The sequence below is a fragment of the Shewanella sp. UCD-KL12 genome, from assembly GCF_001957125.1.
In the GTDB taxonomy this organism is placed as follows: Bacteria; Pseudomonadota; Gammaproteobacteria; order Enterobacterales; family Shewanellaceae; genus Shewanella.
The window spans coordinates 1,321,526-1,338,680 of record NZ_MPHJ01000001.1 but is presented as its reverse complement, the minus strand read 5'-3'; the positions used below and the strand labels follow the sequence as shown (position 1 = coordinate 1,338,680).

Sequence of the window (17,155 nt, the reverse complement as noted above, 5' to 3'; positions counted from 1 at the left end):
GAACGATTTACTCTTCATCAATTATAAGCTGATGAACCATCTCATTGACAGCTGGAGTCGAAAGCAGGCGATAATACTCTAATTGCCTCGTTTGAACATCATTTGTGGCAATTTGATTAGACGCAGTTTGCCAATTATGTCGTTCGACAGATTGATTAAAGCTTCTTGATAGCCACTGTTTCTTACGTGATAGCTGGGCATCTAGCTTTAAAACCTCTGCGCTGACATCTGGATGTCTCAAAACAAGCTCACTGTTTCCAAAACGTGACAAGTCGCTACGAACATTCTCAAGCTCCGATAACTCTAACAAGATCTGCTCAGTCGTGGAGTCATAGCTAAACGCCCTCGATACTAAAGCTCTTGCTTGTACAAGCTCTCTTGGACCATGAAAAACCCTGAAATCTTCCTCTAAAGCGACTAATTGCCATTTGGCGTCACTGGAAAGGCTGAAATCGACCTTATTAGTAAACTGCACATCGATTTCAAGCCCTGCTCGCAGCTGCTGACTACTTATTGTAGGCGCAACACCAAGACCGGAAAACAACCTCCAACCTTGCCCACCACTTCGACTCAAGCTTGGGTTAAACGAATTTGATGGCTTTGACGCGCCTGATGAGTCAGATGGGTCTGATAAATCTGAAGGAAGTGTTACTAACGATAAAAATGGGTGTAAACGATATAGCAGCGACATCGAAGTATCACTGATCTCTACGACAATAAACTCACCTAAATGTCCACTAATGGCCTGAAATAGGCCAAAGTCGCTAATATTTTCATTTAGGGTGATCTTCAAGCTAGCACTATTTACTAAGGTAATAATTGCTGGTTGGGTTAATAAAGGTTCAAACATCTATAACTGCCTCTGGTTAGAGATTGATTGTACCCTGCACAAACCCCAGGCACCAGATTGTAACCAGTTAAATTTAAACAAATAAATGATATAACTGTCATAGCTAGAGAAATTTATTGCACACATTCTCGATAAACTAGACCTTAATAAGTGATAACAAGGACTAAATTTACCCATATGTTCAAATTGTCCTTAGCCTAAGTAACGACAAGCAATAGTTTACAATGCTATGATTATTAGCAACTACCTCCTAATACTTGTTCTCTATGTCTCACAGTTCTAATAACACCATCTTCTGGCACGATTATGAAACTTTCGGTGCAAATCCAGCGAAAGATAGACCCTCTCAATTTGCTGGAATAAGAACAGATATGGATCTTAATCTTGTCTCAGAGCCTGTGACTTTTTATTGTAAAGTTGCCAACGATTACCTCCCCTCTCCTGAAGCTATTTTAATTACGGGGATCACGCCACAACTGGCGAATATGAAAGGCATGCCAGAAGCTGAGTTTATGGCTAAGGTCAATGAACAGTTCAGTCAGCCAAACACTTGTGTTGCTGGATATAACTCAATCCGTTTCGATGATGAAGTCACTCGATATGGTTTTTACCGTAACTTTTACGACCCCTACGCCCGCGAATGGCAACAGGGTAACTCGCGCTGGGATATTATTGACCTCGTTAGGGCTTGTTACGCATTTAGGCCTGAAGGCATTGAATGGCCTCTGAAGGATGACGGCTCGCCAAGTTTTAAACTTGAGCACCTGACGCAAGCAAATGATTTAAGTCATGAAAAAGCCCATGACGCCATGTCAGATGTCTATGCCACCATCGATATGGCAAAACTCATTAAACAAAAACAGCCTAAACTTTTTGAATATTACTTCCAGCTAAGACGTAAACAAGAAGTGAGCAAGCAAATTGATGTACTAAATATGCTGCCATTAGTCCATGTAAGCTCAAAAATCAGTGCTGAACATGGTTGCACAACATTAATCGCACCTGTCGCTCACCACTCGACAAACAAAAATGCGGTTATATGCATTAATTTAGCAATGGATATCTCCCCGCTTATAGAACTCACTGTTGAACAGATAAGAGAAAGAATGTATACCCGTAGATCAGATCTTGCGGAGGGTGAGCTTCCTATAAGCTTAAAACAGATCCATATTAATAAATGCCCGTTCATTACTTCACCTAAAATTTTGACCGATGAAAATGCTCAAAGGTTGAATATAGATAAAGCCTTTGCGCGTGAGCAGTACAAATTATTAAAACAACACCCTGAGCTACGAGAAAAATTGGTCATGGTATTTGATGTTGAACATGACTCAGATATTACCGACCCAGATCTTCAATTATATAGTGGTGGTTTTTTCAGCTCTGCAGACAAAGAAAAAATGGAAATAATTCGTCACACCTTGCCTCAAAACTTAGCCGCTTTAGAGCTTAACTTTGATGATACTAGGCTTAAGGAGATGTTGTTTAGGTACAGAGCAAGAAACTACCCTGCAACACTTGATGAGTCTGAATCAATCCGATGGCGAGAGTTTTGCCAAACAAGGCTCAACGATCCTGACTACATGCTTAAGTTAGAAAACTTACTCATTGAAACTGAGACGGATGATGAAAAGCAAAAGTTACTTACAGCTTTATGTCATTATCTTAGCAACTTATAACATAGCCAAAGATAAGTGTGACTGTGATCGCATTATTATTAAAAGCTGCTTACTAGAATGAGCTTAACTAACATACCAAAGTAGGATATGGCAGATGCAAGATAGATTTATCAATAGTATTTCTCAATTGCCGAAGGCGCTTTCCGATGCGCTAGTACCGTTATTACATAAAGACTTTGCAGGACATATTGATGCGCAACAATTGGCTGAATTAGTCAGTAAGAGCGGTCTCGCTGAAGATAAGTTATTAATCGCCTTATTACCCATAGCAGCTACACTCGCAAGACCGCCCATCAGTGACTTTTATGTTGGTGCTATTGCCAAAGGCAAGAGTGGTGATATCTATATGGGTGGGAATATGGAACTTCAGGGAGAAGCGCTATTCCACTCAGTTCATGCAGAACAAAGTGCAATCAGCCACGCTTGGCTTAGTGGTGAAACTCAAATTGTAGATATAGTGGTCAATTTCTCTCCGTGTGGCCATTGTCGTCAATTTATGAACGAATTAGTGGAAGGCTCTAAAGTAAACATTCACCTTCCAGAGCAGAAAGCTAATCCTCTTAGCCATTATTTGCCTTACGCCTTTGGCCCGAGCGATCTCAATGTTACCGCACCACTCCTCTCTAAGCAGGAACATACATTTAGTTTAGAGAGTTCAGATCCTATGATTATCGAAGGCCTAGATCACGCAAGTTTAAGTTATGCCCCTTACACAGCAAGTTTTGCCGCTGTTGTATTAGAGACCAAAGATGGTGCAACCTATTGTGGACGCTATGCAGAAAATGCTGCATTTAACCCCTCTATGTTACCTATGCAGATGGCTCTTTCTACGATGGCGAGGCACAACCGAGAGTTTAATGAGATAACGCGCGCAGTGCTTATCGAATCATCTCAAGGAAAGGTTTCTCTTGTTGGGGCGACGATGGACGCACTACATGCCGTTGCAGCTGTAGAGCTTGAACATATCGTTCTCGAACCAGAGTAATTTCCATCAAATATAAAAAGGACTGCTTTGGCAGTCCTTTTTTATTCGGGGCTGGTAACTACGTCTTAATTTCTATTTCTTTCAAGCTTAGCCAGTAAGCTTGACGTATCCCAGCGACTGCCACCTATCGCTTGCACCTCTGAATAAAATTGATCCACTAATGCTGTTAATGGCAGGTGTGAGCCATTCTTTCTTGCTTCATTTAACGCAATATTGAGATCTTTTCTCATCCAATCAACGGCAAACCCTAGGTTATATTCTCCCTGCCACATGGTTTGATATCGATTCTCCATCTGCCAGGATTGAGCAGCACCTTTGCTGATCACTTCAACCACTTTTTCGCCATCAAGCCCTGCACTTCTTGCAAAGTGAAGTCCTTCAGATAAGCCCTGTACCACACCAGCAATACAGATCTGGTTTACCATTTTAGTTAATTGTCCTGCGCCTACCTCGCCCAAACGTTCCACGCAGCGCGCATAGGACTCAATTACAGGTGTCACTTTCTCAAAAGTTACCTCATCGCCGCCAGCCATTACAGTGAGTACACCATTTTCAGCGCCAGCCTGACCACCAGAAACCGGCGCGTCAATAAAGCCAATGCCAGCGTTTGCAGCAATTGCGCCTATTTCACGGGCCACATCTGCTGATGCGGTGGTATGATCAACCAAAATTGCGCCTGCAGACATACCGCTTAGTACACCTTCATCACCTAAAGTTACCTGACGTAAATCATCATCATTACCCACACAGATAAAGACAATATCTTGATCTTGAGCCACAGGTTTAGGACTGACTTCATACCGGCCACCAAACTCATCAACCCAAGCCCGCGCCTTAGCAGCCGTACGATTATAAACTGAAACTTGATGCCCTGATTTGACAAGATGCCCAGCCATCGGATATCCCATCACCCCTAACCCTAAAAATGCAACTTTTGCCATCTCAATTCCTGTTTTTTGTTTTTAATCCAATAAAAAAGGCACCCAAAGGTGCCTTTACTCAATATGACTTTTACTTAACGTGAGCTTCCATTTCAGCGCCAATCTTCTTGCGCATCTCCATCAAGCGAAGTGCGGAGTCTCTAAGCTCAATATCTTGATCTGTTTCTGGTATCCACTCTGGCACTTCTGTAGGGTGACCTGCATCATCCACTGCAACCATAATAACAATACAGTGAGTCGTAAGATGGCGTTCAGGGTTCTTAGGATCGCCAGCTTTCACATCTATTCCAAGATGCATAGAGCTGCGCCCTGTGTAGATCACCTTAGCACTCGTCTCTACGATATTGCCAACATGGATAGGTTTAACGAAGCGGATTCCACCGGCATAAGCCGTGATACAATATTTGCCACTCCATGCTGCAGCACAAGCATACGCCGCTAAATCGATCCATTTCATTACGGCTCCACCGTGAACTTTACCACCAAAATTCACATCTGCAGGTTCAGCAAGAAACCTTAAAGTTATCTCTCTCTCTTTTCCAGCCATCGCCATCTCGAATCAATATAATATTCATTTAGTGTATGCCAAAAACTAGCTGGAGAGTACCTCTAAAGTAAGGACTTAGATGAATTAAGTCGCAAACGCACATTTATCCAAATAGAGAGACTAAAAGACATGCGGTTAATGTCACTGGTAAAGCCAGTCGATACATCCATAGTTGAGCAGTCTCACTCAAAAAGCGGGTTGCTTTTAATGATAAATAAAGGCCGAGCCCAATCATAAATAGCGCTAAAACTTCTATTCCAGCAAGAACATCAGACCCACCACCGGTCGTTATAGCGGTAATAAGTAAGGCAAACCATACTAAAGTAAATGCCGCAGCAGCAAGCGTAAAGGTCTTTATACCTACGGAAAGGTTAGGGTGAAACTCTTTATTCTCTCCACGTATCAACTCACTTAAATTGGCCGTTAATGCACCGACTAAAGGCATTAGAGGTACCACCACAAGATTTAACATTTTCTTACCTTAGCAAATAACTTTAGAAGTGAAGAGTATCTGCCTATCAAGGCGATGTGCCAAGCTGTTATCCACTGGATTAACTAAGCTTAACCATTGGGACACGTATATTTAATCTTCTGAGTTAAAATTGGATGTTTGTTATAAAAAAAGCGCCATTAGGCGCTTTTTTTAATCTTGTAACTAAGGAGCGTTACACTAAGTTAGCCTCTTTTAAATAAGAGCGAACCGTTAGTGCCACCAAATCCAAATGAGTTACAAAGTGCATACTCAAACTTGTGGTCTCGTGCAGTATGTGGCACAAAATCAAGATCGCAACCTTCATCAGGGTTATCTAAGTTGAGCGTCGGAGGCACAACTTGATCGCGCAGAGCCAGTAAGGTGATGATCGCCTCAACTGAGCCCGCCGCCCCGAGTAAATGGCCAGTCATAGACTTCGTTGAGCTTACTAGCAAGTCGTAGGCATGATCACCGAACGTCGACTTCACTGCAGCCGCTTCAGCCCTATCACCTGTCGGTGTTGAAGTGCCATGAGCATTAATATAGCCCACTTGCTCTTTTGCAAGTTTGGCATCATTAAGCGCATTAGCCATCGCTGCAGCCGCGCCCGCTCCATCAGCCGGAGGTGATGTCATATGAAAAGCATCGCCACTCATACCAAAACCAACAAGCTCACCATAGATGGTCGCACCACGCGCCTTGGCATGCTCATACTCTTCCATCACCATAACACCAGCACCATCACCGATAACAAAGCCATCTCTGTCCTTGTCCCAAGGGCGACTCGCAGCTTGTGGATCATCATTACGAGTAGAGAGCGCTTTAGCTGAACCAAAGCCGCCGACAGCTAATGGGCAAGTCACATCTTCTGCCCCACCCGCAACCATGATATCTGCATCACCATAAGCAATGGTACGCGCAGCGAAACCGATATTATGCACACCTGTAGTACAGGCAGTGGTCACTGCAAAGTTAGGCCCCGTCATTCCATATTTAATAGATAGATGACCTGAAATCATATTGATGATAGTGCTTGGTACGAAAAATGGAGAGATTTTACGAGGCCCACCTTTCATTAATGCAGCATGACCTTTTTCAATCAGCGGCATTCCGCCCATGCCAGCACCGATTGCGGTACCGACGCGAGCAGGATCGAGCTTGTCCATCTCAATACCAGCATCTTCAACCGCTTGAATACCAGCAGCCATTCCGTATTGAATGAAGAGATCCATCTTACGAGCATCTTTCTTAGAAAGGTAAGTCTCAATATTAAAATCTTTTACTGAGCCGCTAAATTGAGTTGAGAACTCGCTAGCGTCAAACTTAGTGATAGGGGCTATTCCGCTTTTTCCTGAAACGAGCGCTTTCCAGGATGAATCAACGGTATTGCCTACAGGGCTAACTAAACCAAGACCAGTTACGACTACACGACGTTTAGACACGTTTTCACCTTTTTGTAGTGAGTTAAACATGATAGAAGCATTGGACTACGCTTCTGAAGAAATCTGGACTGTTAGAAGTTTAAATACTAGTGAAGGGAACACGCTTTTCCAATAGCCAGAAACAAAAACAGGCAGCATAAATGCTGCCTGTTTTCTAGAATTCAGGATTACTGATTCTTTGAAACGTAATCGATCGCTGCCTGAACAGTAGTGATCTTTTCAGCTTCTTCATCAGGGATCTCGGTGTCAAACTCTTCTTCTAGAGCCATAACCAACTCAACCGTGTCCAGAGAATCTGCACCCAAGTCGTCAACGAAAGATGCAGCAGACTTAACGTCCTCTTCTTTAACACCTAGTTGCTCAATAATGATTTTCTTTACACGTTCTTCGATGTTGCTCATTAGTTTTCTTTCCTATTCAAATTACGCACTTGCGCAAGATTGCGAGTAGTTTATTCAATTTGGCTAACAATGCAAGCTTAACTTTTGTGGTCTAACCACGAATTATGCATATGTTGATGCCGATCATCAATAGATCGATGCAAAAACAGTCTGTCACCCTAAAAAATTATCATTATGCTTCATTTTTAAACTTGATAAATATCAAGATAAATTTGAAAAGCCTGTGCTAGATAGTCTAATTACAACTATCTAGCTAATCAGGCCTAAGCCATATACATGCCGCCATTTACATGGAGAGTTTCACCAGTAATGTATGCTGCTGAATCCGATGCTAAGAACAGCACAGCATTAGCTATCTCTTGTGCTTGTCCTAATCGCTCCATCGGAACCTGCGACATGATACCCTGTTGCTGCTCTTCAGTCAGCTCATCCGTCATATCCGTTTGGATAAAACCAGGAGCAATAGCATTCACTGTTATTTGACGAGATGCAACCTCCTTTGCAAGAGATTTTGTAAATCCAATCAAACCAGCTTTTGCTGCACAATAGTTTGTTTGCCCTGGATTACCCATAGAGCCTACGACTGAGCCAATATTGATGATACGTCCATTACGCTTTTTCATCATTGGACGCATAACGGCTTTTGAGGTTCTAAAGATTGAGGTCAGGTTGGTATCTATGATATCGCCCCACTCGTCCTCTTTCATTCTCATTAACAAGTTATCACGTGTGATACCTGCATTGTTTACAAGAATATTAACCTCACCTGCTTTCTCTTTAATGCTGGCAAACAGTTCAGTAACAGAATCGGCATCAGTTACGTTTAGCACGAGTCCAAAACCACTGTCGCCTAAGTATTCTTGGATAGCTGCAGCCCCGCGTTCGCTAGTTGCTGTACCAACAACGGTCGCGCCAGCGGCTACTAATGTTTCAGCCACTGCACGGCCAATACCACGGCTAGCACCAGTCACTAAAGCCACTTTTCCTGATAAATCTATTGTAACGCTCATGTCTATCTCCTATTCGGTCAACGCGGCAACTGATACCACATCATTGACCACTTTCGCAGTTAACGAACGATCGATACGCTTCGCCAACCCGGTGAGTACTTTTCCAGGCCCAATTTCAAACAAGGCTGTCACACCTTGCGCAGAAAGGGCATTTACCGTCTCTGACCATCTAACTGGACAATATAGCTGGCGTACTAAAGCATCTTTAATCTCCGCTGCAGCTTCAGGGCTAGCAACATCGACATTATTCACTACTTTTATTTGCGGCGTTTTAAACGCAATACTCTCTAGCGCTACAGCAAGCTTTTCTGCAGCAGGACGCATCAATTCACAATGTGAAGGCACGCTCACAGGTAAGGCTACCGCCATTTTAGCGCCCGCCTCTTTACACAATGCACCTGCGCGCTCAACGGCATCTTTACTACCGGCAATAACCACTTGACCTGGACTGTTGAAATTAACTGGGCTAACAACATCTCCCTGACTTGCTTCATCACATGCCTTTGTGATTGCATCATTATCTAAACCAATAATGGCAAACATAGCCCCAGTACCTGCTGGTACTGCCTGCTGCATGAGTTGACCACGTAGCTCAACGAGTTTAACGGCATCGGTGAAATCCATCACTCCAGCACAAACCAGTGCTGAATACTCACCTAAGCTATGACCGGCCATAACGGCAGGTTGTGCCTTGCCGCTCGCAACAAACACTCGCCAAATTGCAACACTAGCCGTTAGCAATGCAGGTTGAGTTTTATCTGTTTCATTCAGCGTTTCTACAGGCCCTTGTTGAACCAAGTCCCATAAGTCATAACCTAATACTTCACTTGCTTCGGAAAAAGTTTGAGCCACAATTTCATGCTCAGTAGCAAGTTCAGCCAACATACCAATAGCTTGTGAGCCTTGGCCTGGAAATATAAAAGCAGAATTTTCCATAATAATTACCTATGACAATTCACAACATGACTCTTGGGCTGTAAATCACAACCCAAGTAAAATTCTAATCACTGTTTTTAAAACGATTAAAAGCGAACGAGCGCACTACCCCAAGCGAAACCGGCACCGAAAGCTTCAAGTAACAGAAGTTGGCCTCGTTGAATTCGACCGTCACGGACAGCTTCATCAAGCGCAATGGGCACGGAAGCGGCAGAGGTATTGCCGTGTTTAGCTAAGGTTAACACGACCTTATCTAAACTCATGTTCAACTTCTTAGCCGTTGCTTTAATGATTCTGAAATTTGCTTGATGTGGGACTAACCAATCAATCTCAGACTTATCAATTTGATTAATACGCAAAGTCTCAGTGACAACATGAGAGAGCTGAGTCACGGCAACTTTAAACACATCGTTACCTTTCATGGTCATATAACCAACAGCTTCTGATGATTCACCTGCACGAGGAGGGAATGAACATTTAAGAAGGTCGCCTTGTCTACCATCTGCGTAGATATGCGTTGAGATAACGCCTGGCTCAGTCGAGGCACCAATAACAGCAGCCCCTGCCCCATCGCCAAACAAGATAATAGTGCTTCGGTCATCGGGTTCGCACAGACGAGATAAAACATCTGCCCCTATCACTAACACTTTTTTTGCAGCACCTGATTTTACATATTGATCGGCAATAGAAAGTGCATAAACAAAACCAGAGCATGCCGCTGCAATGTCAAATGCAGGAATGGTATGTACGCCAAGCATGGCTTGTATTTCACAAGCCGCGGCTGGAAATGCATTACTTGCACTCGTAGTACCACAAACTATCATATCGAGTTCAGAGGGCTCAATACCTGCCATTTCAAGTGCTTTTAACGCAGCTTGATAGCCCATAGTCGACACTGTCTCATCAGACGCTGCGATTCTACGCTCTGAAATACCAGTACGTTCAACAATCCATTGATCTGTGGTTTCCACCATTTTTTCCAGATCTGAATTGCTACGCACCTGCTCTGGTAGATAACTACCAGTTCCAAGAATTTTTGTATGCATATAAGGAGGTATCAGTTATTAATGTCTAAAAGAATCGACTCAAGACGCTCTTCAATCATCTTGGGGAGCCGACGTTGTGCCTCTGTCACTGCTAGATTAATCGCTTGTAAATAAGCTGATTGATCAGCACTTCCATGACTTTTTACTACTATTCCGCGCAATCCTATCAAACTTGCACCATTATAGTGGTCGGGGTTCATCTGATTGAGTACAGAATTAATACGAGGCGCGATCATTTTGGCCATTAGTCGAACAAAAAAGCCTTTTTTCAAGCCTTTTTCTAATTGATGAACCAGAAGTTTTGCAATGCCTTCAGACGTTTTCAAGGTTATGTTACCAACGAACCCATCACAGACAATCACATCAACCTGACCCGAGAAGAGGTCGTGGCCTTCAATAAAGCCGGCATAATTAAGTTGCGGGCTCTGCTGTAGCAATTGACCAGCCTGTTGAACCTGATCATTGCCTTTTATCTCTTCAATACCAACATTAAGGAGTGCGACTTTAGGCGACGCATTTTTATCTACAGCCTCACACAGCACCGATCCCATGACTGCAAATTGAAATAAGGTCTCTGAGCAACATGAGACATTTGCACCTAAGTCTAGAAGATATACAGGCGTTTTATTTACCGCGGGTAGACAGCTAACAAGTGCAGGTCTGTCTATACCGGGCAGGGTTTTCAATAATACTTTAGACATCGCCATCAGCGCGCCTGTATTACCGGCACTTAAACATGCTTGCGCCTTACCGTCTCTGACTAATTCAATAGCCAGTCTCATCGAACTTCGCTTACGATTTCTCAATGCATGCACAGGCCTATCAGACATACTGACAGTTTCTGTTGTATGGAGGATCTCTATACGTTGTCTTACTTTTGCATCAACTGAAGATAGATAAGGTAAAATTGCAGCTTCGTCACCCACGAGGATAACATTTAGAAAGGGGGATAAACGAAGTGCCTGCAAGGTTGCAGGCACTGTGATGTGAGGGCCATGATCGCCCCCCATCGCATCTAACGCGAGCGTCAGATTAGTCATAAAGTTAGCAACAAATTACTTGTTGATAACCTTCTGACCACGGTAAAAACCATCCGCAGTCACGTTGTGACGACGGTGAAGTTCACCACTCGTTGCGTCTACAGATAATTGAGCAGTGCTCAAAGAATCGTGTGAACGGCGCATTCCGCGCTTTGAACGAGATTTTTTATTCTGTTGTACAGCCATTTGACCTGTCTCCTGGGTTACTTGCTCTTCAGTTTTTCTAACACTGCAAACGGATTTGGACGCTCCTGCTGAGCGGGTTCAATCTCGCCTACTACTATATCTTGGTCACCCTTAGTGCAACTTTCGTTAGCATGCATTGGGATCAAAGGCATAGCGACTATCAATTCATCTTCAATCAATTGATGCAGACGAACTTCGCCTATTTCATTACACTCAATAGGGTCATACGCATCCGGGAGCTCATCGATTTCAGCTTCGTTGCCACAAGGGCTGAAGTTGAAGTCGACCGTAACCTCAGTGGTAAATAGTGTCATGCAGCGTTGACAATTCAGAGTGAGCTCCGTCACAGCCTTCCCTTTCAGGTAGACTATCCCCTGTATATCTACACCGCATTCTAACGACACTGTCACATCGGAACAGTCGCCGGCACATAACTCATTTAATCGTTTTAATTGCTTACTCGGGATCACACCTTCATAAGAAAGCAGACTCGAGGCCGCACGTATTGGATCAATTGAAACCGGTATCTTTACTGTTTGCATAAGGCGCGCATATTATAGTTTGAAATCCTCAGAGTCAAAGGAAAATTTCCCTACTTTGATAAGAAGAGGAAACAATCACACATTTTGACCCTAAAAACAAAAATTGATGGATTAGAAATTTTACCCAACCATTGCACTATTCTCAAGTCATTCATGCTTAAAATAGAAGCGTTCACATAGATTTTAGTTAACTATTAAATAAAGTGCGTATTCCCTAATCAATATCAAGGGTAAACTAATTAGACAACTTACTCTTTTATCTCATTTGATAGTAAAATTATGACAGATAAGATCATCTTAGCTTCCACCTCCCCCTATAGAAAACAGCTCTTAGCTAAACTTGATTTCGCATTTTCTACTTGCTCACCGAATATCGATGAAGCACATAGGCAACATGAAGCGCCTCAAGACCTAGTTATTAGACTCGCTAAGGAAAAGGCTTTAGCTGGGGCAGCTCAGTTTAAAGAGGGTTTAGTGATTGGCTCAGATCAGGTTGCGGTAATCGGTGGCAATATCATAGGTAAGCCGCTAAACCACGAAAATGCAATCAAGCAACTGATGGCTTGTTCAGGGAAAGTCATCACCTTCTATACAGGACTGGCCCTATACAATATCTCAACCCAGCACAGCCAAAGCGTATGTGAAACCTTTAATGTTCATTTTAAGACACTCAATCTTAAACAAGTGGAATCCTATCTTACCAGAGAACAACCTTATTACTGTGCAGGCAGTTTCAAGTGTGAAGGGCTCGGTATTGCACTGTTTGAGCGTCTGGAGGGAAAAGACCCTAATACATTAGTAGGGTTACCATTGATCACCTTAACTGAGATGCTAGCAAATCAAGGTTTCGATGTTTTAGCATAATCAAAGCGCAGAACTAATGAATGACGAGGCTGGCAGCACAGTAGTCAACAAATCTAACAATACCTGAAACGATAAAAACTTCTCACTGAATGATATGAAAGTGCAGTGCTTAAGTGTCAGCCATTATCGATAGGCTGATAAGTTAGTATGAAATCGAGCATAACGCTGACAATTCTAAATGAGAAGCACTACACTTAGCGTTTCACTATATAAAGTGATCCTTACTATTTACTGTTAATTAGCGACATGGAGGTCGAAAATTTTTTCAGAGTAGACTTAGGTGACAACGTATTATGACTGACATCGAAGAAGCTCTTGCGCTCCTTGCTGCACCTTGCATTGATGAGCGTTTTTTCCAACGAGCCTTAAAAGCACTAGCCCTAGTTACCCAATGTCGTTGGGCGGCCTTTGGCCGTCCCTCAGATAAACTCGGTGTCATAGAGATTATCGCTTTTTGCGATCTAAAGCATAATGTCCCTGGCTTTGAATTTACTCTTAAAGGCTCACCTTGTGAGTCTATTTACCAACTTACTCCCCCTAATACCCATATTCTCTTTCCCAATGAGCTGCAGAGCAAGTTTCCACACTTTGATTTAATCAAAAAGCTTGGCGCAAATAGTTATCAGGCCGAGTTAATCTGGAACGATTCAGGAGAGGCTATTGGTCACATACTCGTAATGGATAGCCTCCCTCAGAGTGAATCGGTCAAATCCAGAGAGTTTTTTAGATTATTGGCACAAAGAATTGGTGTCGAATACAAGCGACTGCTCATTGCAAGAGAGCTGGCGCTACACAAAAAAATGATCGCTCACACTGAACAGCTTATGTCGTTTGTGGATAGAGACTATCAATATCATGTCGTGTCTATTGGTTATGAAAAGCTATTCAATAGACCTTCAATAAGTATCGTAGGCAAGACGGTTGCAGAAATACATGGTAATAAAGTCTTCACTGAGCATTTAAAGCCACTTCTAGATAGGTCATTAAGAGGGGAAACTGTTAGCGAACAAGCTTGGATCCAACCACCGCACCATGATGAGCCTCTCTTTATCAATGTTCATCATAGCCCTTACTATGATGAACAGGGCAATATCATTGGGGTGATCGTATCGGCGCACAACATTACAGACTTACATCATGCCAATGAGGCCATCGCCCACTTAGCCAATCATGACCCACTCACTGGTTTATATAACCGAAGAGCAATATTTAAACAGATGGAAGCAAAGTTGCTTGAACAAGAGCAAGAGCAGCTTCAGTTAGCAGTGTTCTATATTGATCTAGAGGGGTTTAGAGAAATTAATGAAACCTACGGTCATCTGCACGGGGACAAGATCCTTAAAGATGTTGCAAGTCGCATCAAGCAAGTGACTCATCAACAAGAGGTAGTCGCCAGAATTGGTGGCGATGAATTTATCATCTTATCTAGCTTCCCCCCCCCGTCGATTAACATGAACGCTCAATCAATCTTAATTAACCGCAGTAAACAGCTTCTAGCGGATTTTAAAATGACCATTGATGTTGAGGGGTATTCCTTACCTATCTCGGCCAATATTGGCCACTACTTAGTGGAGAATACAGACATGGAGCTTGCATCCATCATCTCACATGCTGATAAAAACATGTTTGAAAGTAGAAACAAGCAATGATTAGACTTTATACCAATCAGAATAAAGATGTGATCGCTCAGCGAGAGTTTAGCGTTTCAGAGGCAAGGTCATTAAATGCTCCTGCATTAATGACATTCACCACATCCATGTGGCTAGCAACGAGTAAAGGGCATAGTTATTCTACGTTCTAGCTCGTTAACACAGCATATGAAGCGCTAAAACTCGCCTTTCAGGAGTGTTTTTGGCTGCCTACTTCTTCGTTGAATAGCTTCACAAGGGAATAACCATTCCATCAGCTACTCGCCTTGAATTAGTTACCAAAATTAACTCTGAGTAGATCACCTTCTTATACTGACTGGTATTAGAAGCCATAGGGAATAACGCTCACTAGTATAGCCACAAGTCAGTTAACAGAGACTGTAATTCTAACCTTTTACCATTAGCACTGCTACAACAGCACTATTGCTTAATATCTTAGTGCCTTAGTGGCTTAGTGGCTTAGTGGCTTAGCATCCTGAGCGTTATCTTGAGATGTGATGGAGTAATTCGAGCGGTGAGCTAATAACGGCAATCGGATTAGCTAGCGCGAGCCTCTCTTTATTATGGGCGCCATAATCGACACCGATAGCATCAACACCGGCATTATTGGCCATATTAAGATCGTGAATAGAGTCACCAATCATCAATGCTTTCGATGCTTCGACCTCAAGTTCGTTGAGTAACTGTAAAATCATCTCGGGACTCGGCTTGCTCGATGCCTCATCAGCACTGCGACTAGCAGAAAAATGTCTATCGAGCTCAGTAGAGGTAAGTACACGGTCTAGCCCTGAACGGCCCTTTCCTGTCGCTACAGCAAGTTTAATCCCTAGTTGCTGAAGCTCGATGAGCAAATCTTCGACACCATGAAATAGCGGACTTGGGGTATTGTTTAACTCAAGGTACTGTATGCGATAGCCCTCTTTCATCTTTGCATGCACTGAGTGATCACTCTCAGGGTGTAACACAGCAAGCGCTTCATCAATCGATAAACCTATAATGTCACGAATAGCCTGCTCTGTCGGAACAGCAAGTTCTAACGAGACTGCAGCACTCTGCAAGCAAGTAACAATCTTGCCAACAGAGTCCATTAACGTGCCATCCCAATCAAAAATTACTAATTCATACTGCTTCATGCTTTAACCAACTGACTTAAAGTTTCTGTTAGTACTTTATCTAACGGGGCTTTAACTTCCATCACTTCATCAGTTCCAGGATGAGTAAACTTAAGTTGAGCTGCATGTAAAAACAAACGGTTAAGACCGTGGGCTCTCATACTGTCATCAAACTTCTGCTCACTGTATTTATCATCACAGGCTATTGGATGCCCAGTATATTGACAATGCACACGAATTTGATGGGTTCTTCCGGTTACAGGGCTTGCTTGAACAAGTGTTGCACCTTGATAGCGCTGTATGATTTTAAACCGAGTTTCACACTCTTTGCCCTCTTTATTGACTCGTACGATCCGTTCACCTGATTTTAGCGTTAGTTTGAGTAAAGGCGCTTTAATGGCTTTATCTCGGGCTTGCCACGTACCTTTAACTAAAGCCTGGTAATCTTTCTGCATCTTTTTGAATCTAAGTTGATCATGAAGATGTCTCAAAGCACTTCGTTTTTTGGCAATGAGTAACACACCTGATGTGTCTTTATCGAGTCGATGCACTAGCTCAAGAAATTTCTGTGTAGGTCTTAAAGAGCGCATTGCTTCAATAACACCAAAATCGACGCCACTTCCACCATGTACCGCTATACCAGCAGGCTTGTTCAGTACAATGATAGATTTATCTTCAAACAAGATACGTTCTTCAAGTTGCGACACTTTACTTAGCTTTGCAGAAGGTCCTGGTCGCTCATTCTTATCTGAAACTCGTACAGGAGGGATCCGCACTATGTCCCCATCCTGTAATTTATACTCTGGCTTGATACGCTTTTTGTTAACCCTGACTTCACCTTTGCGCACAATCCGGTAGATCATGCTCTTTGGTACGCCTTTTAATTTTGTCAGTAAATAATTATCGATTCTTTGGTCGACATGATCTTCATCAATGGTTACTAACTGAACTTTTTGTTTAGGTGCTTCGCTATTCATGGTGAACCTTGTCTTCATCAGGATGCGCATTGTACATCAAGTAACAAGAATTTTATGCCTTTCCATTTGCTGAATTTATTGATTATTGCTATATTTCATCCGCGGTTGGGGATAAAAAGTGAATAATGTGTTCACAAAACCCTCAACCCTTACGCAAGAAGTAGAGACTAAAAACCTTTTTCATCTGTAGTAAGTAACTTATTTACAAGCCGTTTTTTTCAATACAATACCTAAAAGATATGGTAACGGCTAAACAGATTGAAAAAGCCACATTAATAGGTGGTTTCTCTAATCAATGCGTCCCAAATTCGAAGATTAACTTTAAACTTATCATCAAACGAGCACTATTCGATTTTGGCATTACTGGAAAGTACCTAATTATTTATGGGGTTAGTTGGCATTTTGCGACGAATTCCTTGTTTTTGTAGATATTAAAAAATAAGCCATAAATGGATGCGACACGCAGAGACTGCGTC

Annotated in this window: 18 protein-coding genes; 4 read left to right on the top strand and 14 right to left on the bottom strand. The window is 42.7% G+C overall.

Annotated features, from left to right (window positions below; all coding sequences use genetic code 11):
- Nucleotides 1-7: 7 nt before the first annotated feature.
- Nucleotides 8-850, bottom strand: a complete 843-nt coding sequence (locus tag BM736_RS05690; protein WP_076409588.1) for a hypothetical protein — start codon at nucleotides 848-850, stop codon at nucleotides 8-10.
- Between the two features lie 266 nt (nucleotides 851-1,116).
- Here BM736_RS05690 and sbcB point away from each other — a divergent pair, with 266 nt between their 5' ends.
- A complete protein-coding gene (sbcB, locus tag BM736_RS05685; protein ID WP_076409585.1) occupies nucleotides 1,117-2,529 on the top strand; it encodes an exodeoxyribonuclease I in 1,413 nt (470 codons plus the stop codon).
- A 94-nt stretch (nucleotides 2,530-2,623) separates the two neighbouring features.
- Entirely contained in the window at nucleotides 2,624-3,514 is an 891-nt protein-coding gene (gene cdd / locus BM736_RS05680; protein WP_076409584.1) for a cytidine deaminase, read from the top strand.
- 65 nt (nucleotides 3,515-3,579) lie between these two features.
- Here the strand turns inward: cdd and BM736_RS05675 are convergent, their stop codons facing one another.
- From BM736_RS05675 to yceD, 11 genes are all read right to left on the bottom strand, one after another.
- Nucleotides 3,580-4,455 carry an NAD(P)-dependent oxidoreductase gene (locus BM736_RS05675; protein ID WP_076409582.1) on the bottom strand — a complete coding sequence of 292 codons (876 nt, stop codon included), beginning with the start codon at nucleotides 4,453-4,455 and terminating at the stop codon, nucleotides 3,580-3,582.
- Between the two features lie 70 nt (nucleotides 4,456-4,525).
- Complete coding sequence (locus BM736_RS05670) at nucleotides 4,526-5,002, bottom strand: acyl-CoA thioesterase (RefSeq protein WP_076409962.1); 477 nt, start codon at nucleotides 5,000-5,002, stop codon at nucleotides 4,526-4,528.
- Between the two features lie 103 nt (nucleotides 5,003-5,105).
- The gene (locus BM736_RS05665) at nucleotides 5,106-5,474 is read right to left on the bottom strand and encodes a hypothetical protein (RefSeq protein ID WP_076409580.1); all 369 of its coding nucleotides are present in this window, start codon (nucleotides 5,472-5,474) and stop codon (nucleotides 5,106-5,108) included.
- A 203-nt stretch (nucleotides 5,475-5,677) separates the two neighbouring features.
- Nucleotides 5,678-6,916, bottom strand: coding sequence for a beta-ketoacyl-ACP synthase II (gene fabF / locus BM736_RS05660; RefSeq protein WP_076409960.1), 1,239 nt, complete (start codon nucleotides 6,914-6,916; stop codon nucleotides 5,678-5,680).
- Between the two features lie 167 nt (nucleotides 6,917-7,083).
- Nucleotides 7,084-7,317, bottom strand: coding sequence for an acyl carrier protein (acpP, locus tag BM736_RS05655; protein WP_011496723.1), 234 nt, complete (start codon nucleotides 7,315-7,317; stop codon nucleotides 7,084-7,086).
- 263 nt (nucleotides 7,318-7,580) lie between these two features.
- Nucleotides 7,581-8,327: a 3-oxoacyl-ACP reductase FabG gene (fabG, locus tag BM736_RS05650; protein ID WP_076409578.1), complete on the bottom strand. Its 747-nt coding sequence runs from the start codon at nucleotides 8,325-8,327 to the stop codon at nucleotides 7,581-7,583.
- A 9-nt stretch (nucleotides 8,328-8,336) separates the two neighbouring features.
- A complete protein-coding gene (fabD, locus tag BM736_RS05645; protein ID WP_076409576.1) occupies nucleotides 8,337-9,263 on the bottom strand; it encodes an ACP S-malonyltransferase in 927 nt (308 codons plus the stop codon).
- Between the two features lie 86 nt (nucleotides 9,264-9,349).
- On the bottom strand, nucleotides 9,350-10,309 hold the full coding sequence (locus BM736_RS05640) for a beta-ketoacyl-ACP synthase III (protein ID WP_076409574.1): 960 nt from the start codon (nucleotides 10,307-10,309) through the stop codon (nucleotides 9,350-9,352).
- A gap of 11 nt (nucleotides 10,310-10,320) precedes the next feature.
- Nucleotides 10,321-11,349, bottom strand: a complete 1,029-nt coding sequence (gene plsX, locus BM736_RS05635; protein WP_076409572.1) for a phosphate acyltransferase PlsX — start codon at nucleotides 11,347-11,349, stop codon at nucleotides 10,321-10,323.
- Nucleotides 11,350-11,364: 15 nt separating this feature from the next.
- Complete coding sequence (gene rpmF, locus BM736_RS05630) at nucleotides 11,365-11,535, bottom strand: 50S ribosomal protein L32 (protein ID WP_020913118.1); 171 nt, start codon at nucleotides 11,533-11,535, stop codon at nucleotides 11,365-11,367.
- Between the two features lie 17 nt (nucleotides 11,536-11,552).
- Complete coding sequence (yceD, locus tag BM736_RS05625) at nucleotides 11,553-12,077, bottom strand: 23S rRNA accumulation protein YceD (protein WP_076409570.1); 525 nt, start codon at nucleotides 12,075-12,077, stop codon at nucleotides 11,553-11,555.
- Between the two features lie 279 nt (nucleotides 12,078-12,356).
- On the opposite strand from yceD, the gene BM736_RS05620 reads away from it, so the two are divergent.
- Both BM736_RS05620 and BM736_RS05615 read left to right on the top strand, forming a co-directional pair.
- Complete coding sequence (locus BM736_RS05620; protein ID WP_076409567.1) at nucleotides 12,357-12,941, top strand: nucleoside triphosphate pyrophosphatase; 585 nt, start codon at nucleotides 12,357-12,359, stop codon at nucleotides 12,939-12,941.
- 293 nt (nucleotides 12,942-13,234) lie between these two features.
- A complete protein-coding gene (locus tag BM736_RS05615; protein WP_076409565.1) occupies nucleotides 13,235-14,590 on the top strand; it encodes a GGDEF domain-containing protein in 1,356 nt (451 codons plus the stop codon).
- A gap of 482 nt (nucleotides 14,591-15,072) precedes the next feature.
- Here BM736_RS05615 and BM736_RS05605 read toward each other — a convergent pair whose 3' ends face one another.
- Both BM736_RS05605 and rluC read right to left on the bottom strand, forming a co-directional pair.
- A complete protein-coding gene (locus tag BM736_RS05605) occupies nucleotides 15,073-15,723 on the bottom strand; it encodes an HAD-IA family hydrolase (protein ID WP_076409563.1) in 651 nt (216 codons plus the stop codon).
- Nucleotides 15,720-16,679 (bottom strand): 23S rRNA pseudouridine(955/2504/2580) synthase RluC, encoded by a 960-nt coding sequence (gene rluC / locus BM736_RS05600; RefSeq protein WP_076409562.1) that lies wholly within the window; start codon nucleotides 16,677-16,679, stop codon nucleotides 15,720-15,722. The genes BM736_RS05605 and rluC overlap by 4 nt, the downstream gene beginning before the upstream one ends.
- Nucleotides 16,680-17,155: the final 476 nt, after the last annotated feature.